The sequence below is a fragment of the Photobacterium sp. DNB22_13_2 genome, assembly GCF_052873915.1.
In genome coordinates this window covers 91857-114780 of record NZ_JBNNXU010000012.1, presented here as the reverse complement: position 1 = coordinate 114780, position 22924 = coordinate 91857, and the positions used below count along the sequence as shown (strand labels likewise).

The following is a 22924-nucleotide window of genomic DNA, read 5'->3' as shown; positions in this document are numbered from 1 at the left end:
GCAGACGGCTGAGCCTGACAAAAATATGGTCGCTGATTATAGAGCAATAATAGTCAGAAGTGGGGACTAATTTGGAATAAATGGTGCTAAATTGGGCATTTGGTGTCGGTTAGGCAGGCTCAGGGCTAAGGGACGAGGTCTCTTTTTTAGCCCTGGTAGCATAATTGTCCCATTGTCAGTGGGGTATTTAGTTACTGGTGGCTGTTAGGTAGACCGGAAATTCAGCCGGTAACTGAGTATTATTGGTGAATATTTTATCAAATTGAACCATGGGCGAGACCTTCATTGCAGCGGATCGGCCCCATTTGCTAGTGTCTGCAACCAACCATTGTTGACGGCTGTTTCTGATAATGGCTTTGGAAATATCAGCTTCGATATCTTCATGTTCCATCACGTGGTGACTGTCGGTGACACTAGCACAACCACAGATACCAATATCAGCCTCGAAGCTATTGAAAAAATCGACCGCACTGCTACCCATGATATCTTGGTGCTCGCGCCGGAATTGGCCGCCAGCAAGATAGATTTCAATATTTTCATTGGCTTCGAGAATTTGAGCAACCTGCAAGTTATTGGTAATCACTCGTAACGACTTTTTAGATAGCAGGTGCTGGGCAAGATGGGCGAGTGTCGTTCCTATACCTATCATCACCGTCGCTCCATCCGGTATACAAGCGGCAATATTGGCCGTTAGATCGCCTTTAGTTTTTGATTCCACTTCAGAGCGGTAGCGGTAACTGGTATTGGTCATTGTCGCAGGCAAGCTAACACCACCATGGACTCGGCGTGCTAATCCTTGTTCGCAAAGATGATTAACATCCCGGCGGATAGTTTGCGTGGTGACAGCAAACTTTTCGGCAAGGTGGTCAATTTGTACTTCACTCTCAGTCCTGATAGTGGCGAGGATCTGTTGCTGGCGGTGGTTTAGTTCCATTGTCTTTCCTGCACTTTACGTCCTGATGCGATTTAAAACTTATCCGGAGCATCGGTGATGATGCTATCAACGCCCATATCGAAGAAAGACTGCGCCTTCTTCTCATTGTTTAGGGTCCAGATTTTTAACAAATATCCTGCATCTTTAATGTCTTTAGCAATGGTCGGCGTCAAAATATGGTGATCGATATGCACGCTGTAAGCCTGGCTAGCGGCGATAGACGTTAAGCTATAGCCGTTCCATACCTCACAGATAAACCCACGACGAACTTCCGGCATTTTTTGCTGGCAAAGCTCTAAAGCACGTTTTTGGAAGCTGGAAAAAAGCAGCTTATCAATGGGGAAATCTGTTTTCTTCACCAAATCAATGACGGCATTAACCAGTGGCTCGATTTGTTCAGCATGGTGGATTTTAAGTTCAAGGTTGAGCGTTAAATCCAGGGCAAGGCAAGTGTCAAATGCCTCGGCAAGGGTAGGGATGTGTTCACCTGTAAAGTCTGAGTTAAACCAACTACCGGCATCAAGTTCTTTTAGCTCCGCAAGGTTCAAGTCCGCAATTTTTCCTTTGCCGTTGGTACAGCGGTTGACCGTTTCATCATGAATAACAACAGGAACTCCATCGGCACTTAACTGGGTGTCGATTTCAACCCAGCTTGCACCTGCTTCGGCAGCTTTTTTGATACTGACAAGGGTATTTTCTGGGGCTAGAGCGGCTGCGCCGCGATGACCAGTGATCATAATATTCCTACAATGATTTCGCATGTTCATTTGAAAATTCACATAACAGTATGTGGCTTATGTTACCGCATTATGACACTCAAATCTTGCCGTTAGTATCGAGTGGATTTCATGTTCATATATATAACCTAATGGAAATTAGTAACTGACATGCTGTTTCATATGAATGCCGAAATTGCGACAATCAATGTTCATATGAATGTAATATTTTCATTTCATACTCCCTGCCGTAAATCGTTTTTCATCCGAATAATACATATTGAAGGCTAAAGGATATGAAAAAGCTACTAGGAACTGTTTTGACTGCCACGGCATTATTGGTTGGTTGTGGTGAAGCTGATAATAAAACTACAGATACAGCGGCTCCGATTGATCTAAACATGAGCTTGGTGTTCACACAGAACGAGTTGCTAACACAAGAGTTGATCAAGGCGACAGATGTGATCCGTGACCGTACCGATGGTTCAGTGAACATTAAAGTATTTCCGGGTGGCCAGCTTCCTGTTTACAAAGATAACCTAGAGCAGGTTGTTAATGGCGCTAACTGGATTGCCGTTGAAGATCTTAGCTATCTAGGCGATTACGTACCAGATTTCGCAGCACTGGCTGGTCCTATGTTGTACAACACTTACGATGAATACCTTGCGATGATGAAAACCGACTATGTTGGTGGCTTGGAAGCACAAGCTGAAGCAAAAGGTATCAAGGTATTGAATGCAGATTACATGTTCGGCTTCCGTCATATGATCAGCAACAAAGAGATTGTTAACTCTGAAGATATGAAAGGTATGCGTATCCGTGTACCGCAAAGCCAGTTGTTCATCAGTACGCTTCAAGCAATGGGTGCTGCACCTGCAGCGCTACCATTCCCGGAAACTTATGCCGGTGTTCAGCAGGGCGTGGTTGATGGCCTTGAAGGCTCAATCCTAACCATGTACTCAACCAAAATTTATGAAGTTGCTAAAAACATGTCTCTGACTAAGCACTTCTTGGGCACCGTGGGCATTTATATTTCGCCATCAGTATGGGACAAGTTCACATCAGAGCAGCAGCAAATCATCATGGAAGAGTTGGAGGCTGGTGCCGAGTCTAACACTGCCGAGCTTATCAAGTTGGATCAAGAGTACACCGAAAAACTTGAAGAGCTGGGTGTGACCTTCAATGAAGTGGATTCAGAAGAGTTCAACAAGCTAACGGCTGATGTATACAACCAGTTCCCGACATGGAGTGAAGGTGTTCATGCAACCATCATGAACGAACTGGCGGTTATCCGAGCAAATCAAGACTAAGTAGTAGCGCTAAAAAGAATCGCCGGTGAAGTAGGGAGCACCGGTGATTCTTTATTTGCTTTGGAGAAAAATGTGTTTTTGATACGTAACTTAGAAGAAATCCTCGCCTCAATTGCAATTAGCATCACTGTACTTGTTGTTATCGTGAATGTGGTATTGCGTTATGGCTTCGGCTTTGTGGTGCCATGGAGCGAAGAGTTATCGGTAGTGTGCTTTATTTGGGCTGTGTATTTGGGTATTAGCTCTTGCTATAAACACAAGCTCCACATGGGGGTGGATGTTGTTGTCGCCCTGTTGCCACATAAGGCAAAACGTCCTTTTCAGCTAGTGGTACATGTGTCTTTACTCGCTCTCAATATTCTGATGGCAGTGCTGAGCTACCAGTACACAATGCTGTCAAATAAAGTTACCCCGGTGATGGGAATGTCTTATTTCACTATTAATGGTGTGCTGTTTATCAGCTTTGCTCTGATGGCACTACACACGGTGAAATTCATTATCTCAGATATAAACACGCTTAAACGTGGTAAGTAATAGGTCATTTTGTGGAAAGCTATCTACCTATCGGTATTCTCTTTGTTCTGTTTTTATTGAACATCCCCATTGCCTTCTCATTGATTGCGTCAGCGATGGTATATTTTTTATTTCTGAATAATTCGATTCCCGTTACCTTAGTCATGCAGCGCTTCATTAGTTCCGCGGAATCATTTCCGCTCTTGGCAATCCCCTTTTTTATTATGGTGGGATCGGTGATGAATTACGCTGGGATCAGCCGCAGCTTATTAGCTTTTGCTGATGCCATGATAGGGCATAAAACCGGAGGCTTGGCGCAGGTGAATGTTGCGTTGAGTACCCTGATGGGGGGAATCTCGGGTTCGGCTAATGCTGATGCGGCTATGCAGTCTAAAATCTTGGCGCCAGAAATGACCAAGCGCGGTTACGATTTGCCATTTACCGCAGCAGTAACCGCAGCCTCATCCAGTATTAGTCCGGTTATCCCACCGGGTATAAACCTGATTATTTTTGCGTTGCTGGCGAATGTATCCGTTCACCAGATGTTTATTGCAGGGTACGTTCCTGCATTCTTGATGGCTATCTCACTGATGGTGACCATTGCCTTTATCGCCAGAAAGCGAAACTATAAGCCATCACGCAGTGAGCCAGCACCAGCAAAGGAGCGTTGGCAATACTTCTTTAAAGCGATCCCTGCGCTGTTGATCCCCTTTGGCATTATTCTCGGTATGCGCTTTGGCCTTTTCACACCAACGGAAGCCGGTGCGATTGCGGTATTGCTCTGTAGCATTATTGGCATCTTCGTATACCGGCAACTTGAGTTTCGCCATTTTCCGATGATTTTGCGTGAGACGGTACAAGGCACCAGTAGCGTGATGTTTATCATCATCGGTGCCATGGTCTTCGGCTATTACATGACGCTGGAGCAAATTCCACACAATGTTGCATCAGGCCTGATTGAGTTAACGGACAATAAATATGTTTTGCTGCTGCTTATCAACGTATTGCTCCTTGTTGTTGGTATGTTTATCGAAGGTGGCGCAGCAATGATCATCCTGACGCCCTTGCTGCTTCCTGCGGTGTTGAACTTGGGGGTTAACCCGGTTCATTTTGGCATTATTATTATTGTAAACATCATGATTGGCGGGGTAACGCCACCCTTTGGCTCAATGATGTTTACGGTGTGTTCCATCCTAAAAGTGAAGATGGTGGACTTTGTCAGGGAAGTACTGCCGCTACTGTTGGCGCTGTTCACTGTGTTGATGCTGCTGACATTTTCAGAAAGTTTGGTGATGTTCTTGCCGAATATGTTGTAACAAGTAAGAAATCTTTGAGGTTTATATGAATTCGGATGTGATGAGCCTATCACCAGCGTGGAAAAATATTGAATGGGTGTTGACGGATGTCGATGACACGCTGACTTGGCAAGGGCAACTGCCTCCAGAGGCATTAATTGCTTTGCAGCAACTGCGAGATGCGGGTAAGAAAGTCATTGCTGTAACCGGTGCTTGTGCAGGTTGGGGCGATCATATTGCACAACTTTGGCCGGTAGATGCGGTATTGGCTGAAAACGGTGCGGTGATCATGGAAAAGAAAGACGGTTACCTGACGCTACGCTCAAATACGCCAATCAATGGAATCAGAAGTGCTCAACAACGCCTTAAAACCGAAGTTGAAGCGATTCTTGTTGATTACCCTGATTTGAACCTGACCTTGGATCAAGCTTACCGGGTTTGCGAGGTAGCGATTGATATAGGTCAAAACCGACCTAAGATTGATAGCCAGATAGTTAATGAAATTGTGGCCCGTATTCATACCCTCGGTGCCAATGCAACGGCAAGCTCGATTCACATCAATGCGTGGTATGGGGAACACTCAAAAAAAGCAACCGCGACTGCATTTCTTAAAGAGAAGGGCCTGACGGAGCTGCAGATTACACAAACTGCGTGTTACGTGGGAGACTCTATGAATGATCAATATATGTTCGAGTTGCTGCCTATGAGCGTTGGGGTAGCGAACATCAAGCATTATTGGGACCAGTTGCAATTCAAACCTCAGGTTGTCATGTCTAAACCTGGCGGATTTGGTTTCGCAGAATTTACCGGCCAACTACTGGCACTTTAGTAAACGTATGTAAGCAGGCCACCCGGCCTGTTTTTTTAGCTAAATAGCCTTTATTGGTGTTTCACCAATAGCAACGAACACTTTACGCTTACAAATTGGGCAGTAGAACTTATATTTGTTTTTTTGGGTGATATGCCGCTCGATAAAACTACGTCTGATTCTTAGACTATGTTGATTTGTTCCACAGTGTATACACATATCCTTATGCTTACCCTTGCTCTGGTGACTGTTTATTGACTTGGCGTTCAACTTATTGACGCTTAACGTTGTCATGAGAGCAAAAATAAGCTAGCAGCGCAATGCAAGGTGTATCATAATTGCGACAGGTTGAGTGAGTTATCAATATCAGGTGCAGCGAACTTCTCATCAATCATGACAAATCAACGACTTTTTTTATGAGAACCTTCGACCAAAGTGTGACGGTTGTTATATAATTGTCGGTCAAGCAATTTATCCCGGCATCAGGTTACGGGATATTGTGAAGTAAAATAAGGTAACTACATGAATTTAAATCAAGAGCTTCAGAGTCTAAATAACCGTTTAGATAAACTTCGCCGTAAGTTGGCTGGAGCAGAAGAGCGTGGTGATCAGGCGATTGCAGGTCAGGCTACACAAGAAATCGAGACCATTACCAAAAAGATTAATAAAGTTAAGGGCCGCTCTAAGCACGAACTTAACAAAAAAGGCTCGGATGTGAAGTCACTGGCTTTCAATCGTCCACTGACAAAAGCTGAGCAGGCCGATATGGGCAAACTGAAGAAGTCAGTTAAGGGCTTAGTTGTTGTTCACCCAATGACAGCACTTGGCCGTGAAATGGGCATTAGCGTTGTTACAGGTTACGCACCAAAAGCTTTTTAATTAAAAGCGTACTTTGAAAAACCAGTCGTGCCCAACGGCTGATTCGTTACTTACTGAGGAATGGTTAATTCCTCAGTGTTGATTTAACTTAAAGGAAAGTTGCATGAAGCTGTCTGTTTTGGATCAAGCACTGTTCGATCACCTTTACCGCGATATCCGCGAATTTCGCAATACTTTTGACTTGGATATTGAGTCGCCTTCCAGTTTGAACGAACAGGCTGATGCATTACACACATCATTGGCGGTAGAAGAGTTAACAGAATTAGCGGAGGCTGACTCACTGGTTGAGCAAGCTGATGCGATTGTTGATTCGGTTTATGTCCTAATGGGACGCTTGGTTCACCTAGGTGATGAGAAAGTAGAGTCTAATATCGGTATCAGCTACCTTATTGACCTGCTACTTCAGATTGCGACGCGTTTAGGCTTTGACTTTGTATCTTGCTGGGATGAAGTACATTCAAGCAACATGAGCAAGGTTTGCCGTAATGAAAAAGAATTCGAAGAAACCAAGGCTTTCTATGCCGAGCAGGGTGTCGAGATAGTAGGTAGCCAGAAGGGCGAATATATTATTGCCAAGTGTGCCAAAGATGTAGACTTAGGCGATAAGCTTGTTCGTCAAGGCAAAGTCCTGAAATCGGTATACTACCGTCCAGCTGATTTGGTTAAGTTGGTGACAGCGTAACTCTAGTTTGTTGTGTTGAAAGCTCGGTAAGGTGAGAACAAACCATTCTCTCTACCGAGCTTTTTTGTACATAGCCTGTAGTCATTAAGAAAAAGACACTCAACCTATGCCTTCTAAATCTACGCCTTCAAAACCACAGCAACAGCTCTCTTCTGATACGTCACTTGGTAGGCAGTTATTTGATATGACTTGGCCGATGCTGTTTGGCGTGCTTTCCCTGATGAGTTTCCAGCTTGTTGATAGTGCTTTTATCGGTCAGCTTGGTGTATTGCCCTTGGCTGCACAAGGTTTCACCCTTCCAATGCAAATGGTGATCATTGGACTTCAAGTTGGGTTAGGCATTGCGACAACGTCACTTATATCACGCGTCTTGGGGAGTGGTGAGTATCTGCGAGCCAAACAGCTTGGTGGGCTGGTGGTGCTTACTGGCGCGATCAGTGTGCTGTTAATTTGTCTGCTAATTTGGTTTTCGCGACATGGTCTTTTGCAATTACTCAGTGCACCCGTAGATGTCTATCCCGTTATAGACAGTTACTGGCCTGCATGGTTGGTAAGCTCTTGGTGTGGAGCGATGCTGTATTTTGCCTATAGCTTATGTCGTGCCAATGGTAATACTATGCTACCCGGTATCATGATGGTCGTGACCAGTTTGCTTAACATGGTGCTAGACCCATTGTTTATTTTCACTTTCGATATGGGGTTGGTGGGGGCCGCTTGGGCAACTGTTGTTGCTTTCAGTGTCGGAATGATTGCCGTCTTTCCTAAAGTGATACAGCGACATTGGCTGAGCTTCGACTGGAAAGGCTTGGATATTCTGGCTTCAGTTAAGGAGCTTATAAACATCATGGCTCCAGCGATGCTCAGTCAGTTGCTGCCACCTCTGTCATCGATGCTAGCAACAAAGTTGGTTGCAGGTTTCGGCGCTGCTACCGTTGCAGCATGGGCACTGGGCTCGAGACTAGAGTTCTTTTCGATTGTGATTATATTGGCTCTGACTATGTCGATGCCACCAATGGTCGGTCGTTGGCTGGGGAAGGGCGAAATTGGCAAGATTAAATCCTTGGTTTCACTCTCAGTGAAATTTGTATTGGTGTGGCAGTTTGCGATCGCGGTTATCTTGTATATCCTTTTATCGCCTTTGACGTCATTACTGACGAGTGAATCAGCAGTCGGCGATATTTTGTCACTTCATTTAACTTGGGTACCATTAAGCCTTGGCCCGCTTGGTATCTGTATGTTGATGGTGTCTATTTGTAATGCGCTTACCATGCCAATGCGAGCACTGGTTATTTCAGCTTTGCGCTTGTTTGTCTGTTTCTTACCGCTGCTTTGGCTTGGTGCACAATACGGTGGTATTCAAGGACTGTTTATTGGTGCCATGATAGGTAATTTATTGGCGGGTGCTGTTGCCTGGGGATGTTATCAGCGAGGTATGCGAGCGGTTGAAGCAAAATTTGCTAACACAGCCTCGTATTAACGAAATAAAACAAGAAGATGGATTAGATTGAATGAAAACTTTTACTCTTAATGACCAGACGATGCATTATCAAGATATTGGATCAGGCCCCGTTCTCGTTTTTGGTCATAGCTATTTGTGGGACAGCGCTATGTGGGCGCCGCAAGTGGAAGTGTTAAGCCAGTCATATCGCTGCATTGTTCCTGACTTCTGGGGGCATGGTCGTTCTTCATCTGCACCTGAAAAAACACGTAGTTTAAAAGATTACGCTAATGATGTACTTTTCCTTCTCGACCATCTGGAAATCGATGACTTTTCGCTTATCGGTTTATCATCAGGTGGTATGTGGGCAACAGAGTTAGTAATCAATGCGCCGGCCCGGGTTAAGTGCCTTGTTCTGATGGATACCTTTGTTGGTTTGGAGCCTGAGGTTGTCCACACCAAGTATTTTGCGCATTTGGCAGAGGCTGAAGCACTATCTACCTTACCAATGGAAACCGTTGAATTCTTTGATGAACGGCAGTTTGCGGCATTAGATAAAGACAATCCTGTTCGTGTGCGCTTCCGCGAGCAATTACTGGCGGCGGATAAAGAGCAAGCCTTGGCGTTGGTTAAAGCGGGTCGAATGGTGTTTGGACGTCGGGATATGTTTGAAGACGCTGAAATGTTTGCGCTGCCAACTCTGATTATGGTTGGTGCTCAAGATAAAATGAGGCCGGTTCTCGAATCTCAATTAATGCATGATGGTATTACTGGTAGTGAGTTTGTGTTGATCCCAAATGCTGGGCATATCAGTAATCTAGAGCAAGCCGACTTCGTCACCGACAAGTTATCGGCATTTCTTGCCAAGCATCTCACTAGATAATCATCTCGATAAATAGCTAAGTGAACAGATAAAAAAGAGCCAGTCACTGAATGACTGGCTCTTTTTTATTGGACTGCTTTCATTTAACCAAGCTGCTCACTATAAAGAGGCTGGTTTGATGCTTTGGTTGCTAGTGATTGTTGCATTTCAGCAACCAACTGCTGCTGATTCGGTAGCGGAATTGCGGCAATATCGCAGATCAGAGAGCCATGCTCATTATCATGAAAGACCATGCCACAGGCTGCAGGTTTGCCTTTGAAGAACCCGACATATAGTTGTGCTGGTGAATTATCTTCAAACATGATTTGAGTGAGATATTCAATGACGGCTTCTTTGTCGGTTTCATTTTGCCAGCGATTGGCAAGGACAAGTGCATATCGGATAGTGAGTGGGTGACAATCCACTGGGTAGATGGACAGCGAGTCAGAGCTGGAGGAGTCGCAAGCTTGGTAAGGACCAAACTCTACAGTTGCTTGGGTATCCTGATATAAGGCAAGACCTTTTTCACTGAGAGGGGTTGGAAACTCCGCATCGGTGATATGGCTTGCCATCCACCGGCTTTTTCGTTCGATGAGCTGCTTCATCTTGACTACTGACCGTATATTTTGCTTTGATTGCCAACACCATACCGCAAAAGAAACCTTGAGGGTATGGCTTGCGACTTATTTGCTCAATTAATGACTGATTATAACCTCATCATTAGCGACGCGGTGTCTTTCGCTATAAATACCATCATCAGAGCGTTTGCCGCAGCTGATAATCATAGTGATTTCAGCATCTTTATGTAACCCGAGCAGTGTTTTAGTCCGCTTGGAGTCGAATCCCTCCATAGGACAGGTATCATAGCCTTCTGCTCGCATTGCTGTCATGAAGGTCATTGCAGCCAGTGAGCTGCTTTTGTGTAAACAAACGCGCAAGTCAGCTTTACTGACTTCTCTTACCATTGGTTTTTTAATGCCAAGTAAAGCACTGACGATCTTTCTGCCGATCCCATAGATCCCAAAGCGATCATTGTTATAGACAAAAGGGATCAGCTTTTCGTAATACTTTAATGCACGTTTTGCTGTCGCATCTTCACGTCCTTCGAATGCACCTCGAATCGTGGCTGCATTCATTTCTGCTCGGCCTTTCCATTTATGTGGCGTAACCACAAAAGCCACTAACTCGTTGGCAGTTTTGGCTGCATTTTGGCCCATACAGTATTGCGCGAGTTGGTTTCGTTTTTCTTCGCTGACAACGCGGTGGAATTCCCATAATTGCATATTTGAACTATTGGGAGACAGTGTCGCTAACTGGAGTGAGCGTGAAACAGCTTGATGCTCAAAAGAAGCTGATTGGTCATATTTTCGAACTGAACGACGGGAATGGATTAGATCGGTAAATACAGTAGTTGATTCAGACATGTTAGGGGCTGTGGCCTTTAGACAATAAAGTTGAAAACCTGAAACAACTATACCTGTTTTAGTGGACCGCCTATATAGACCACACTGAATGATTCAGTGCTTATCAAAGAAATCTTTGTTCCTGATGTATTTATTCATGTAGTGGTAGGTGATGGGCCTAAGCACCCAACTGATAATAGAGCGATATAACCTCACCAGTGTCGGTGTATCTTCGTAAATCTTACCATTGTGTAACCAAAGGGCTTTTCCGACATGCCAGAACATAAACGGGATAGGCGGTAGAAAAGTTACGATATCTAAGTCACAGCAAATCCGATACGTTCGTTTAGCCAAAGGGTAGCGTTGCTTGAAATTCCAGAAGCCAGTTGCCGGTTGACCAAACGTCACAATCCGCTTTATAGCAGCGGGATGGTGTTGGTAGAGGCGATGAGCGACCAAAATGGCCATCGCGCCCCCCGAGGAGTGTCCTGTAAAGCTTACTCGTTTACCTTGTTTGATAAGTGGAACAAGAACCGATTCGACTTGCTGATAAAGTGTTAGCGCTGTTTGTTTAAAGTTTCTTTCACTCGCCTGCATGAACTCTACATTCATACTTTCGCTTAGGTGAGGGTTTGGCTGAATGGTGCTGGCTTTGCTGTTTTGCTCCAATAAAGAATAATAGCCCCAGTGAACATGACAGCATTGATCACCGGAACGAATCTTCTTAGGAAAGAAGGCCAGGTTAATTAGCCAATCCCAGACGCTTTGTGAACCCTTAAATACGACAACAACTTCATTTCTTTCTCCCCACAAAATCCGAATAATGGTACGGCCCCAGCGATCGGTGACTTCATGACGGCCATTTTTATCGAATCCGTATAAGGTGTGGTTGAAGGTAGTGGGGTAAGCAAGGTTACAGAGAATGGCATAGCGCTCGTATTGGTATCGCTTCAGAGGTTTCATTCAATGTTGATCCTTACCTACAAGATAACTAAAACATATAGCTTAAGTATGTGACATTTCGAATAAGAAATGCGGCTTGACGATGATCACGGTGTGAAATAAAAACTGTCATGCATGCCTTGTAGGATGGATAAATCATTGCGTGCAGATCAAATTTTATGAAATGCAGTGCCTAATGTTTGTTCAATGTTAGCTCAATTTGCTATAAGAATAGATGGCTGGCTTTTCATACTTTTTTAACTATTAAATATAGATACATGGCAGGTAACAACATGATGGAATATGACTTTAATACACACCCTTTGATGAAACTCACCGAAGCGACTCAACCTGAATCTCTTGTTAAGCACTTTCAAAGCATGATGCTGGCGGGAAAAGCATTTGAAACAATGACGTTGGACAGTACTAAGCAGATGCTTGAACAAAGTTATCAGCAAAGCCTTAAATTAATTGAGGAAATGGATAAGCAGTTTGTTTATCGAAATGATCAACAGCAGTCGTTATGCTTCCCCTTTGATTTTATGGATCAAGTGACAAGGAATATGGCGGATCAATGGAATGCATTGGCAGGATTGCCAACAAGTTCGGCTGATCAACTTGAGGAAGCCCTTGAAGAGGCGAAAAGTAAAGAAGCTGAGCTATCAAGCAAGATAAAGAAGCAAGACGCTAAGATAAGTGAATTGAACCAATTGCATTTAGATAGCCAAGCTGAAGTGGCAAAGGCAACTAAAGCCAAGCAAACGGCTCAGAGAAATGCACGCAAGGCAAAAGCTGACCTTGAAACGGCTACAGAAACAAGTAAACAACTTGAAGAGCAGGTTACTCAGCTCAGTTCTGAAAAGGCTGACACCCATTTAGAAAACCAAGCGTTGAATCAGCAAAATGAAGAGTTGAAGCAACAGATAGCTCAACTACAATCTCAATTGGAAGCGGTAGGACAAGACTCTTAATACGATCCTGTAAAACCTCATACCGTAAAGAAGCGCCTAATGGCGCTTTTTTCGGAATGGACCTTTTGTTGAGTTAATTACGCTATACGTGAACTATCTATGGGATTGTTGTGGTGTTTTTGTTAATAATGATTTACATAAAATACAGCCATTGCCTTTAGTAGGAGTCGATATGAGTAATAGGCAGCGTGAAGTAACACTGAGGTTCTTGGCTGAGCCGGGTGACGTTAACTTTGGTGGTAAGGTACATGGCGGCGCGGTGATGAAGTGGATCGACTTGGCGGCATACGCATGTTCGGCAGGTTGGAGCGGTATGTATTGCATAACGGCTTATGCTGGCGGTATTCGCTTTGTTAAACCTATCCATGTTGGCAATTTGGTCGAGGTAACCGCCAAGGTTATTTACACGGGTCGCTCATCAATGCACATTGCGATTGATGTACAAGCCAGTGATCCGAAGGAATTGAAAAACCAGCTGACTACACACTGTATTGTGATTATGGTTGCGGTGGATGAAAACGGTCAGTCAGCAGAGATACCTGAATGGTGTCCCGAAACAGAAGAAGACAAAGCCCTCAGAGAGTCAGCTATTCGCCTTATGAATATGCGCAAGGAAATTGGTGAAGAGATGGAAGCTCATGTGAAGTATATTAAGTGATCAACAAGCTAAGGATTTCTTGGGGTAGATCAATTAAATGCGATGAATTTCACAAAGTGCGATAATGATAGTTATAATCATTATCGTTTTCTTTTGTGAGGTAAGGATAAAATGAAACCTGTTGTTTTGTTTGGAGCTAGTCGTGGATTAGGATTTGCTGTTGCTCGTTATTTCCGTGAAAGGGATATTGATGTCTATGCAATGGTTCGTAAACCTGAGAGTGCAGCGGATCTAGAAGATCTTGGTGTTAATGTGGTATTAGGCGATGCGCTTGAACAGAGTAGTATCAAATCCTTCCTAGATGGTGTGCCAAAAGGAAGTGTTGCTGTCTCGACTATGGGAAGTTTCCAAGCGGATAATCCTGTCGATTATATCGGTCATCGAATGGTAATCGATGAGCTTGAAAAGCATAATCTACGTCGTTTTATCATGGTCACATCGCTAGGTTGTGGCGATTCATGGCAGTACTTATCTGACAAAGCGAAAGTGGTTTTTGGTCAAGCGGTTCGAGAAAAGAGTCTAGCTGAGTCATGGTTAACAACAAGTCAGTTGGATTACACCATTCTTCGTCCTGGAGGTCTCAAAGACGGAGAACTCACTGAGCAAGGTGTCTTATCAAGCCAAGGAGAAGTGCATGGTTTGATTACACGAAGCGAAGTCGCAAGAGTGATTCACACGTTATTATCGGACGATGGATCCATTGGTCAGATATATGCGTGTGTCGACCCTGTGTTCACAAGTAATTTCAATTACTAACCTAAAACGTAATATCATATTAAAAGCCATCATTTTTGATGGTTTTTTTTGTTGCAAAATGTTTAACCAATTGACGCTAAAGGTCATCAAGGCTATTCTAGCTTACAGTTGTACGCTCAATGGATAGGATCTAAAGGATGACCTCGACCAAACCTCCCGTGTTGTGGCTAAACGTTACGATATTTGCCCTTACTTTTCTTGTTGCAGTGATTGCGACACCGTTATACGCCTATTTTGTCGGCTTTGATGGTGTGCAATGGTTAATGCTGCTCATTGCTTTTTCATTCTGTGGTATGTCGATTACCGCTGGTTATCATCGGCTTTGGTCGCATAAAACATATGAAGCCAATGCAGTCGTTAGGTTTATATTTGCCATCGGCGGCGCATTTGCTCTACAGAACAGTATTTTGCATTGGTCATCTGATCATCGCATACACCATCGTTATGTCGATAAGAATGACAAAGACCCTTATTCAGCTAAGATGGGCTTCTTTTATAGCCATATAGGCTGGATGCTGAGGGAGTATCAAGCGAGCCGTTATAGCGACTACACAAACTGCCGAGATTTACAAAAAGACAAAATAGTTATGTGGCAGCACAAATACTATGCCCCGTTGGCGATTTTGACTAACTTTGGTATACCACTGTTGTTTGGCCTCATTCATGGTGACGTTTGGGGAGCGCTTTTGTTAGTCGGTGTTGTCAGGCTTGTACTAAGCCATCACACTACATTCTTCATAAACTCGTTGGCCCACATCTGGGGCTCACAACCTTACACGGAAAAGAATACCGCCCGTGACAATGGTCTGTTGGCCTTTCTGACTTTTGGCGAGGGATACCATAATTTTCATCATATCTTTGAAAATGATTACCGTAATGGCATTCGCTGGTGGCAGTTTGATCCCACCAAATGGTTAATCAAATCATTGTCATGGCTTGGGGCAACCAAGAATTTACGTACCAGTCCAGAAGATCGTATTGAGAAGGCGAAAGCTAGAATGCTGCATAATCGGGTGCAGAAAAAATTGATGGATAATCTAGCTAACCAAAGTACCCAACTTAAACTGGCAAGGTTAGATGAAGAGTACGAGCAGCTATTGCAAAAGATCGCAGACTACTATGACGCTAAAAAGCGCTTGTTAGATCTAAAGAAGAAGAAGCTACTTAAGCACTATGAGAGTTTTGAATTCTTGCAGCAATATAAAGAAATGAAGCTACGGCTTGAAGAACAACAGCGTTCATGGCAGCGTCTTACAGCACAATATGTTTAATGATTAAAGTATAGATACCAAGAGGCGGGGAATTTCCCCGCCTTTTTTGACTTCATGAGTGGTCACAAGTTAAGCTCTCAGAAAATCATTGACGTTTAGTTGACGTAAGAAGAGATGGTCACCAGTAGAATCGTCAAATAATGTCTCATTTTTGCAAACGCTGTTATTCGTAATATAGCGGCCAATGAGATTTGCCATAATTAGGGGATGTAGAGATGGAGGTACTGGTGTGAGACGCTTGTTAATAATGCTACTCGCTGGTGTAATGTCGTGCTCTGTTCAAGCGGTTGAATATCAAAAGCCCGATGCAGACAGTAAGTTAGTAGGTGTCATGGAGTACTACCAAGTCATCAAGGGAGACAGCCTGCTTGATATCGCCAACCGATATAATGTTGGTTTGTTGCAGTTGATGGCTGCGAATCCTGGTGTTGATCCTTTCTTGCCGACACCAGGCTCGTTACTAACAGTCCCGATGCAGCTGGTATTACCCAATGCGAAACGCCAGGGGATAGTTATCAACCTTGCAGAGTTACGGTTGTACTATTTCCCTAAGAACAGTGAAAAAATGTATGTCTTCCCAATAGGGATCGGTCGTGTAGGGCGTGAAACACCCAAAATGACGACTAGCATCAGCCAAATGACCGAAGGTCCAACTTGGACGCCTACTGCGAATATTCGTAAAGAATACCGAGAAAAGCACAATATTGAGTTACCAGGAGTTGTGCCTGCGGGGCCTGAAAACCCACTTGGTGAGTATGCAATGAGGCTTTCTTATGGAAGCGGACAGTACTTGATCCATGGAACCAATAAAGATTTCGGGATTGGTATGCGTGTTAGCTCTGGTTGTATTCGAATGAACCCATGGGATGTTGAATGGTTGTTCAGCCAAGTTTCGCGTGGAACTAGGGTACAAATCATCAACCAGCCTTTAAAGCACACAGTTGAGCCTGATGGCAGCGTCTATGTCGAAGTTCACGAGCCGTTGTCCAGAAGTGAAAAGCAAATGGGTGAGTTCAAGACTGTGAAGGCACCTGAAAGCCTTTTGGCCGAGGTGGCTGGTAGCGATGAAGGATACCAAAACCTTGATGTTGCATTGCTAAAACAGTCTGGTGTTCCACAAAGGTTGAACTAAGTAATACTTAATCAGCAAGGTCAAGTAAAAGGAAACAAAAAGCCACCAGTCGGTGGCTTTTTTTATAGCGCTTTACCTAACACGGGGAGTGCTAAGGAAGAAATCATCTCTGGTGAGGTATTAAGTGCCTCAGCAATTTGTGGGAGTTTGCGACCAGAGCGAGATAGCTTAAGTGCCTCTCGCATGAGTACACAAGATTCAATCTCTTTCACAGAGAACCCAGTATAGGCAGTGATTTCTTCAAGAGCTTTGTTGTCCGTTACCTTGTCACCTTTAAGTAGCGATGTTAAGGAAAGCTGGTGATGACCACTTAGCGCTGGACTCGTCGATTTACTGCTGACTTTCAGCTTAGCGACCTGATCAGCTAATACTTTGAGTAAGTTACCAGTTTCGCCTTCCAAAGTGATCTCATTGCCCATGTTTAGCCATTTATTGAGCTCTTTGGAAAGCGCACTGATTAGAGGTGTCATTCGAAAGAACCCAGCTTCACGACAAATGGCAGTTGTCAGGCGAGGGGAGAACTCGACTTTACTGTATGTTGACCCAGGCATCATTGTGACAGCATGCAGACAATCGAATGGAATGAAAAAGCCATTTCCGGCCGTCACTGTATATTCAGCTTTGCCTAAACGGATAAATGCACAACCTGATGTCAGGATAAGCATGTAGGCGGTATGATTTTTTTTTCTAGAACCGACATCCAGAAAAGTATGTTGATGCAGTGAATATTCAATAGCTTGTTTCATAGTTAGTCTCTAGCAATTTCGCTGGCACATGTTGTTCGCTTTTAATGCAAGCGTCAACTGATCGGGGAATTTTAACAGATAAATGGCGTTTTTTTGGCTAGAAATGTTAGCCGTTGGGCAGACATTACAACACCAAGAAGGTAAAGTGATTGAAATTAATGCGATTTAATCTGGTAAGACCTCCAACCATTGCAATGTTGGGGGGATGTCATTGGGTAAATCTAATAAATCTGCGTAAAATGTCGCAGTTTTTTCAACATATGAAGCAGTACAGTGCAGTCTAATAACGATATCTATAAAGAAATTCGCCCTTACAATGACGATGAAGTCAGTGGGGCTATTACGCGTCTGGTTAACGATAAAGAGTTCATAAACGCGATTCTCAATTACCGTTTTCCACAGCTATCAGGTGTGTTTGGCTGGCTGCTTATACCGCTGATTAAACGCTTTCTTATTAACAAGTGGTCAAACATCAAAACAGTCGATGATGTTCAACGCCAAATTGCAAAATACATGCATGCGACGATTGATCACTCTTGTGACGGTGTCACTTTTAGTGGCCTTGATAAGCTTGATCCTAAACAATCCTACCTCTTTGTGTCTAACCACAGGGATATTGCGATGGATCCGGCGATGGTGAACTGGTGTTTGTTTAATAGCGGCTTTGATACGGTTCGCATTGCTATTGGTGATAACCTACTCAAGAAACCTTGCGCGACCGAGTTAATGCGCCTGAACAAAAGCTTTATTGTTAAGCGTTCAGCGAAAGGCCCGCGTGAAATGATGAAAACGCTTGGTTTGCTTTCTAATTATATTTTCCATTCTCTAGAGACAGGGAATTCCATTTGGATCGCTCAAAAAGAAGGGCGAGCCAAAGATGGAAATGACAAGACAGATCCAGCCATCCTAAAAATGTTTTATATGGATGGCCGTAAACAGAAAATCGAATTTTCTGAATACATGTCAAAGCTAAACATTGTTCCAGTTGCCATTTCCTATGAAAATGACCCATGTGATGTTGCAAAGGCGAAAGAGCTTTACCTTAAGCAAACTGAAGGCAGTTATGAGAAAGGTGAGCTTGAAGATATTGAAAGCATCATCCAAGGTATCGTCGGCCAAAAACGCCGTATTCATGTAAGCTTTGGCGATGCGATTGGCTCTGACTTTGAAACACCTGAATTGCTAGCAGAAGAGATAGATCGTCAGATTACTGCTAATTACCATTTGTTCCCTGCCAACTACATAGCTGCAGATATGGCCGATAGCTCAGTAAATGATGCCGAAGTGGCTCGGTTTAATGAGAAATTTTCGGGCTTACCTGATGGAGTCGTTACTATTCTCAAGCAGATGTACGCGATACCCGCACAGAAAAAACATCAGTAATAAGAAAGCAGCCATTAGGCTGCTTTTTTTGACGCTGTTGATAAAGACTTAAAAATTCGTATCATTAGCGGGGCTCAAGGTGCGTACTATTGATTTCGGAGACACCACCTCAACACGTCTATTACGCTGTTTGTCCACTGCACGACTTCCTGAGCTCAATGGCTCTGTACTCCCTGCTGAGACTATCTGAATCCGCTCTTCTTCAACGCCAAAAACCGACGATATGTAAATAGCGATGGTAAAGGCGCGTTCATAAGAAAGTCCGACGTTATCATCTTCATTAGAAAAATCATCGCTGTGGCCAACGACGATTACATAGCTATCTGGGTGTTGACGTAATCGGACAGCAATCGGGTCTAAAAGCAACTGGCCATCAGAAGTTAAATCAAAGCTCTCGATATCGAAATAAACAGTGGTACGTAATTCGGGCAGTTCGGTCAACAAAATCTGCGCATTGGGAACCACATTGTCATTACTACCAGACGATGGCGTAGTAGATGTGTTGGTGACATTGTCACTTCCATTACCACAGCCTAAAGCCAACACAACAAACGTAATTAGCGTGATGCGTGAAAGGGTTGAAGCGATAATGGGGGCTAGAGTTTTCAAACCAACTAAACCTAATTATGAAGTCATATATGTTAGGTTTAGCTGATCTGTAATGAATCACAACTGCGAATATAAGATAGCTAGGTAGATCAACGTGCTGCAGGATTAGGTGTTCGATATGGAGGAACAGACATACGCTCTGCCATGAAATCGATGAACGAACGCACTTTAGGTGCGAGGTATTTACGACGTGGATAGACGGCGTAAATCGGTAGCTCAACGTCAGCCTTCCATTCAGGTAGTAGCTGTATCAGTTTACCTGTCTCAATTTCGTCGGTAATAAGGTATGTCGCTAGATAAGCGATGCCCAAACCGGACAGAGCTGCATCGAGAACAGCAGGGGCATTATCTATACGATAGTTACCACGCGCTCGAATGGCTTGCCTTACACCGTCTTTAGTAAATTCCCAGTTTGTATATTTTCTTTCTCGGCTCTGGTAAGTGATGCAGTTGTGTTGACGCAAATCTCCAGGAACCTTGGGCATGCCATTCTCTTGGATGTAGTCCGGTGAAGCAACAACGGCAAAATGGCAATCTGCAAGTCGACGAGCAACCATGCCTTCCGGTGGGTGTTCATGGATTGCTACCCAGCAATCAAAGCCTTCTTCAAGTAGGTTAGGGCGATGATCAAAAAGGCTAACCTCTAATTCCAATCCCGGGTGTTCTTTTTGAAACTCAGCAAGTGCAGAAGTGATATGGGGATTACCAAAAGACTGCGCTATACCAATGCGTAACACACCTTTAATCTCATTACGGTAACCTGCAACAAGCGCTTCAGCTTCATTCACTGTATCGAGAAGCTGCTGGCCATATTCTGCATATTGAAGGCCTATTTCTGTCAAAGCGACAGTACGAGTGCTTCGCTGTACGAGCTGACAACCAAGGCGCTCTTCCAAAAAGCGAATTTGTTTACTGACTTGAGATTTAGAAATCCCAAGACGCTCTGCTGCCCTTGTGAAATTTTGTTCATGACCAACAGTCGCAAGGATCACCATTTGTTGCAGATTTTCTAGCATAGGTAAGACCAACTTCATGTTATTGAAGAAATTATATCACTGAACAGAATGTGGGAGAATGCTTGTGAATCGCTTGGTAGGCAGAAAAACGTGAAAAAAGACTGTGTTAAGTGAAAAAACACACCAAATAAAGTTATTAAAAACAATGGTTAACATTCATTGTTTACCGTGGGAGATAATGGTGATGTATGATAAACGTTTATTTAGTTAGATTAGTCGTAACTAAAGAGTGCTACCGTTTGAATATATAGTCATAAAATTAACCATATCAATGGATAAGATTAAATAGAGCGATTTTATTAATTATTGTTCTGGCTATATTATCAGAGCCTCATTAGGAGGTTTTATGTTCAAAGTAATGTGGCAGTTTTTTCTGCTAGGTCTTTATAGTTTTGGTGGTCCTGCTGCTCATATTGGTTATTTCCAACGAGAGTTCGTTCAGAACAAAAAGTGGCTTACCGATCAAGACTTCACCCATGCGGTTGCCTTATGTCAGTTTCTTCCTGGACCTGCCAGTAGCCAGCTTGGTATGTACATCGGTTTTAAGAAAGCAGGGTACCTAGGTGCTGTTGCTGCTTTCGTCGGTTTTACTTTCCCGTCTTTCTTGTTGCTGACTTTTTTGGCTATTGGTAATCAGCAATACAACGATGTGGCTTTTATTGATACGGTTATTCAGGCAGCAAAATTGTTGGCTGTAGTCGTGGTTGCTGATGCTATGTGGGGAATGGTCAAAAAGAACATTACCAGTAAGTTGACAGCTGGCATTGCGGTTGCGACAGGGGGGAGTGTCTTTGTAACTTCTGGTCTATTAGGTCAAATAGCTCCGATTTTACTTGCGGCATGTTTAGGCTTTATTCTTTCTTCGCAAAAGCATCGTAATTTAAACGTTGCGAGCCAACCAGTAATAAAGCCTAACCTTGGTATCATTTCGGTGTTTGCTGTTTTGCTTATTGGTTTGCCTGTGATTGCTGGCCAGTCTGAGTTATTGAACCTGTTTAATGTTTTCTATCAAGCGGGTAGTTTTGTATTTGGTGGTGGTCATGTTGTTCTTCCTCTTTTAGAACCAATGATGGAAGGGATGGTGGAACCTGATACATTCTTGAGTGCCTATGCATCAGCGCAGTTGGTGCCTGGACCAATGTTCACAATGGCTAGTTATTTAGGTGCTTCCACTATTATTGCCAATCCAGTGTTGGGTAGTCTGCTTGCGACTATTGCTGTCTTCCTGCCTGGTAGCTTATTATTGTTTGCTTTCTTGCCGGCATGGGGCGCGTTGTTCAAGCATCAACGTTTGCAAGAATCGATTTTACTGGTCAATGCATGTGTTGTTGGTCTTCTCGCTAGTGCATTCATAAAACCTGTGATCTCTACATCTATTGCATCTGTATTTGATGTGGTTGCCGTGTTAATCGGTTTCTATCTTTTGAAGTACCGAAACATTCCGGTATGGGGATTGATTCTTCTATTTGTTGGATACCAGTTGATAATTTAGTCATAACATTTTAAGGTCACAGCCTTCGGGCTGTGACCTTCTAATCCTAACGCACTATAACTATCAATTCGGTGAGATATCAACCTTACACATCAACAACAACAATGTGCTATAGCAATGTTTAATGCTGATTAAGGTAAAGTTAAGAATCAATTGCTAAAGTAGCATGCATTATCCCGGACTTATTGGTCAGAATTAAATATATGAAAAACCAAAGAAAAATAAGACCAAATCTTACGAATTATGATGTTATCGAAATACTTGAAAAAGAATTGAGAGCATCGGAGAAGCGAATAATTCAACGTACCGTTATGGCCGTCATTGCAGCTTTATTTGCTCTTGCGTTGTTTATCTATGTTTTTGTTAATTCACACGAAACGACAATACAAAACTATGCGGCGGAAGCTATGAAAAAAGCGTTTGAAACCGAACGTGTCATTCATATTATTGATGAGGCCGCTGGTACAAACTTCCTCGAGAGAGGCAACAGGTAATACATTTATGTAAATCAATCGACAGAAGCACCATAGGTATGGTTGCATCTATGGTGCAAAGTGTCGATTAAATTTGTATTACTAGTTCATGGTTTTTGATTAAAAGCTCGGGTCTTGCTGTTTTCAACATCGATTGTTTAAAGTCTTCGTCACTCAAACGATATACTGGTCTGGTCAATAAATACTGCCCAACCATCTCAACAATAGGCGACAACAGCTGTTTGCTTGGAAGATTCAGTTCATTTGGCTTTATGTCGATGTCTTCAACATTTAAGTCATTAAGGAAGATAGCCCCTTCTTCTTTATCGTAATAGGGTACGGCACTGAAGCTCACTTTTATTTGCAGTTGTTGCGGGCTTTGTCCTTGAATGGAAATCTGGGCTTTTGAATCCGCATCTAAGTTAACTCGGTCATTTGCAACCCTACCAATACCTACTTTTACATTCTCAAACTTTATATTGGCATGTGCTAGGCCTTTGATTCCGACTGTCCGTTCAAAGCCGCTTCTATCATCAAGATAGTCCTGTACCTCTTGCTCTGTGACGCTGTAACTCGCGCATGAAGATAAAAGAAATGATACACATAGGGCACAGAAAAATTTCAACATGAACGCC

General features: G+C 43.4%; 25 protein-coding genes. 16 read left to right on the top strand and 9 right to left on the bottom strand.

The features are described from left to right. Positions 1–187 precede the first annotated feature (187 nt). Together ACVA58_RS17595 and ACVA58_RS17590 are read right to left on the bottom strand one after the other, a co-directional pair. Positions 188–934, bottom strand: coding sequence for a DeoR/GlpR family DNA-binding transcription regulator (locus ACVA58_RS17595; RefSeq protein ID WP_446511673.1), 747 nt, complete (start codon positions 932–934; stop codon positions 188–190). A gap of 32 nt (positions 935–966) precedes the next feature. Continuing rightward, positions 967–1671 carry a glycerophosphodiester phosphodiesterase family protein gene (locus ACVA58_RS17590; RefSeq protein WP_446511672.1) on the bottom strand — a complete coding sequence of 235 codons (705 nt, stop codon included), beginning with the start codon at positions 1669–1671 and terminating at the stop codon, positions 967–969. Positions 1672–1946: 275 nt separating this feature from the next. On the opposite strand from ACVA58_RS17590, the gene ACVA58_RS17585 reads away from it, so the two are divergent. The 8 genes from ACVA58_RS17585 (at position 1947) to ACVA58_RS17550 (ending at position 9458) form a co-directional block, all read left to right on the top strand. Next, positions 1947–2960, top strand: coding sequence for a C4-dicarboxylate TRAP transporter substrate-binding protein (locus ACVA58_RS17585; protein WP_446511671.1), 1014 nt, complete (start codon positions 1947–1949; stop codon positions 2958–2960). A gap of 72 nt (positions 2961–3032) precedes the next feature. Beyond that, a complete protein-coding gene (locus ACVA58_RS17580) occupies positions 3033–3494 on the top strand; it encodes a TRAP transporter small permease (RefSeq protein WP_446511670.1) in 462 nt (153 codons plus the stop codon). A gap of 11 nt (positions 3495–3505) precedes the next feature. Further along, complete coding sequence (locus ACVA58_RS17575) at positions 3506–4789, top strand: TRAP transporter large permease (RefSeq protein WP_446511669.1); 1284 nt, start codon at positions 3506–3508, stop codon at positions 4787–4789. A 25-nt stretch (positions 4790–4814) separates the two neighbouring features. Further along, positions 4815–5597: an HAD-IIB family hydrolase gene (locus tag ACVA58_RS17570; RefSeq protein WP_446511668.1), complete on the top strand. Its 783-nt coding sequence runs from the start codon at positions 4815–4817 to the stop codon at positions 5595–5597. 501 nt (positions 5598–6098) lie between these two features. Next, on the top strand, positions 6099–6455 hold the full coding sequence (locus ACVA58_RS17565; protein WP_446511667.1) for a YibL family ribosome-associated protein: 357 nt from the start codon (positions 6099–6101) through the stop codon (positions 6453–6455). A 103-nt stretch (positions 6456–6558) separates the two neighbouring features. Next, positions 6559–7137, top strand: a complete 579-nt coding sequence (locus ACVA58_RS17560) for a nucleoside triphosphate pyrophosphohydrolase family protein (protein WP_446511666.1) — start codon at positions 6559–6561, stop codon at positions 7135–7137. 106 nt (positions 7138–7243) lie between these two features. Beyond that, the gene (locus ACVA58_RS17555; RefSeq protein ID WP_446511665.1) at positions 7244–8614 is read left to right on the top strand and encodes an MATE family efflux transporter; all 1371 of its coding nucleotides are present in this window, start codon (positions 7244–7246) and stop codon (positions 8612–8614) included. Positions 8615–8645: 31 nt separating this feature from the next. After that, on the top strand, positions 8646–9458 hold the full coding sequence (locus ACVA58_RS17550; RefSeq protein ID WP_446511664.1) for an alpha/beta fold hydrolase: 813 nt from the start codon (positions 8646–8648) through the stop codon (positions 9456–9458). 83 nt (positions 9459–9541) lie between these two features. Here ACVA58_RS17550 and ACVA58_RS17545 read toward each other — a convergent pair whose 3' ends face one another. From ACVA58_RS17545 to ACVA58_RS17535, 3 genes are all read right to left on the bottom strand, one after another. Further along, positions 9542–10042, bottom strand: coding sequence for a hypothetical protein (locus ACVA58_RS17545; protein WP_446511663.1), 501 nt, complete (start codon positions 10040–10042; stop codon positions 9542–9544). A 90-nt stretch (positions 10043–10132) separates the two neighbouring features. Further along, on the bottom strand, positions 10133–10861 hold the full coding sequence (locus tag ACVA58_RS17540; protein WP_446511662.1) for a nitroreductase family protein: 729 nt from the start codon (positions 10859–10861) through the stop codon (positions 10133–10135). 93 nt (positions 10862–10954) lie between these two features. After that, complete coding sequence (locus ACVA58_RS17535) at positions 10955–11803, bottom strand: lipase family protein (RefSeq protein WP_446511661.1); 849 nt, start codon at positions 11801–11803, stop codon at positions 10955–10957. A 272-nt stretch (positions 11804–12075) separates the two neighbouring features. Here ACVA58_RS17535 and ACVA58_RS17530 point away from each other — a divergent pair, with 272 nt between their 5' ends. The 5 genes from ACVA58_RS17530 (at position 12076) to ACVA58_RS17510 (ending at position 16570) form a co-directional block, all read left to right on the top strand. Further along, positions 12076–12753 carry a hypothetical protein gene (locus ACVA58_RS17530; protein ID WP_446511660.1) on the top strand — a complete coding sequence of 226 codons (678 nt, stop codon included), beginning with the start codon at positions 12076–12078 and terminating at the stop codon, positions 12751–12753. Positions 12754–12925: 172 nt separating this feature from the next. Further along, positions 12926–13411, top strand: a complete 486-nt coding sequence (locus tag ACVA58_RS17525; protein WP_446511659.1) for an acyl-CoA thioesterase — start codon at positions 12926–12928, stop codon at positions 13409–13411. A gap of 111 nt (positions 13412–13522) precedes the next feature. Further along, positions 13523–14167, top strand: a complete 645-nt coding sequence (locus tag ACVA58_RS17520; RefSeq protein ID WP_446511658.1) for an SDR family oxidoreductase — start codon at positions 13523–13525, stop codon at positions 14165–14167. A gap of 137 nt (positions 14168–14304) precedes the next feature. After that, entirely contained in the window at positions 14305–15438 is a 1134-nt protein-coding gene (locus ACVA58_RS17515) for an acyl-CoA desaturase (protein WP_446511657.1), read from the top strand. Between the two features lie 229 nt (positions 15439–15667). Beyond that, positions 15668–16570 carry a L,D-transpeptidase family protein gene (locus ACVA58_RS17510; protein WP_446511656.1) on the top strand — a complete coding sequence of 301 codons (903 nt, stop codon included), beginning with the start codon at positions 15668–15670 and terminating at the stop codon, positions 16568–16570. A 62-nt stretch (positions 16571–16632) separates the two neighbouring features. Here ACVA58_RS17510 and ACVA58_RS17505 read toward each other — a convergent pair whose 3' ends face one another. Further along, positions 16633–17316, bottom strand: a complete 684-nt coding sequence (locus ACVA58_RS17505; RefSeq protein ID WP_446511655.1) for an AraC family ligand binding domain-containing protein — start codon at positions 17314–17316, stop codon at positions 16633–16635. A 273-nt stretch (positions 17317–17589) separates the two neighbouring features. On the opposite strand from ACVA58_RS17505, the gene ACVA58_RS17500 reads away from it, so the two are divergent. Then, on the top strand, positions 17590–18699 hold the full coding sequence (locus ACVA58_RS17500) for a 1-acyl-sn-glycerol-3-phosphate acyltransferase (RefSeq protein WP_446511654.1): 1110 nt from the start codon (positions 17590–17592) through the stop codon (positions 18697–18699). A 48-nt stretch (positions 18700–18747) separates the two neighbouring features. Here ACVA58_RS17500 and ACVA58_RS17495 read toward each other — a convergent pair whose 3' ends face one another. Then, the gene (locus ACVA58_RS17495) at positions 18748–19308 is read right to left on the bottom strand and encodes an OmpA family protein (protein ID WP_446511653.1); all 561 of its coding nucleotides are present in this window, start codon (positions 19306–19308) and stop codon (positions 18748–18750) included. Between the two features lie 89 nt (positions 19309–19397). Then, positions 19398–20324, bottom strand: coding sequence for a LysR family transcriptional regulator (locus tag ACVA58_RS17490; protein ID WP_446511652.1), 927 nt, complete (start codon positions 20322–20324; stop codon positions 19398–19400). 346 nt (positions 20325–20670) lie between these two features. Here ACVA58_RS17490 and chrA point away from each other — a divergent pair, with 346 nt between their 5' ends. Together chrA and ACVA58_RS17480 are read left to right on the top strand one after the other, a co-directional pair. After that, positions 20671–21816 (top strand): chromate efflux transporter, encoded by a 1146-nt coding sequence (chrA, locus tag ACVA58_RS17485; protein ID WP_446511651.1) that lies wholly within the window; start codon positions 20671–20673, stop codon positions 21814–21816. A 203-nt stretch (positions 21817–22019) separates the two neighbouring features. Continuing rightward, positions 22020–22310, top strand: coding sequence for a hypothetical protein (locus ACVA58_RS17480; RefSeq protein WP_446511650.1), 291 nt, complete (start codon positions 22020–22022; stop codon positions 22308–22310). Positions 22311–22377: 67 nt separating this feature from the next. Here the strand turns inward: ACVA58_RS17480 and ACVA58_RS17475 are convergent, their stop codons facing one another. After that, positions 22378–22917, bottom strand: coding sequence for a DUF1439 domain-containing protein (locus tag ACVA58_RS17475; RefSeq protein ID WP_446511649.1), 540 nt, complete (start codon positions 22915–22917; stop codon positions 22378–22380). Positions 22918–22924 lie beyond the last annotated feature (7 nt).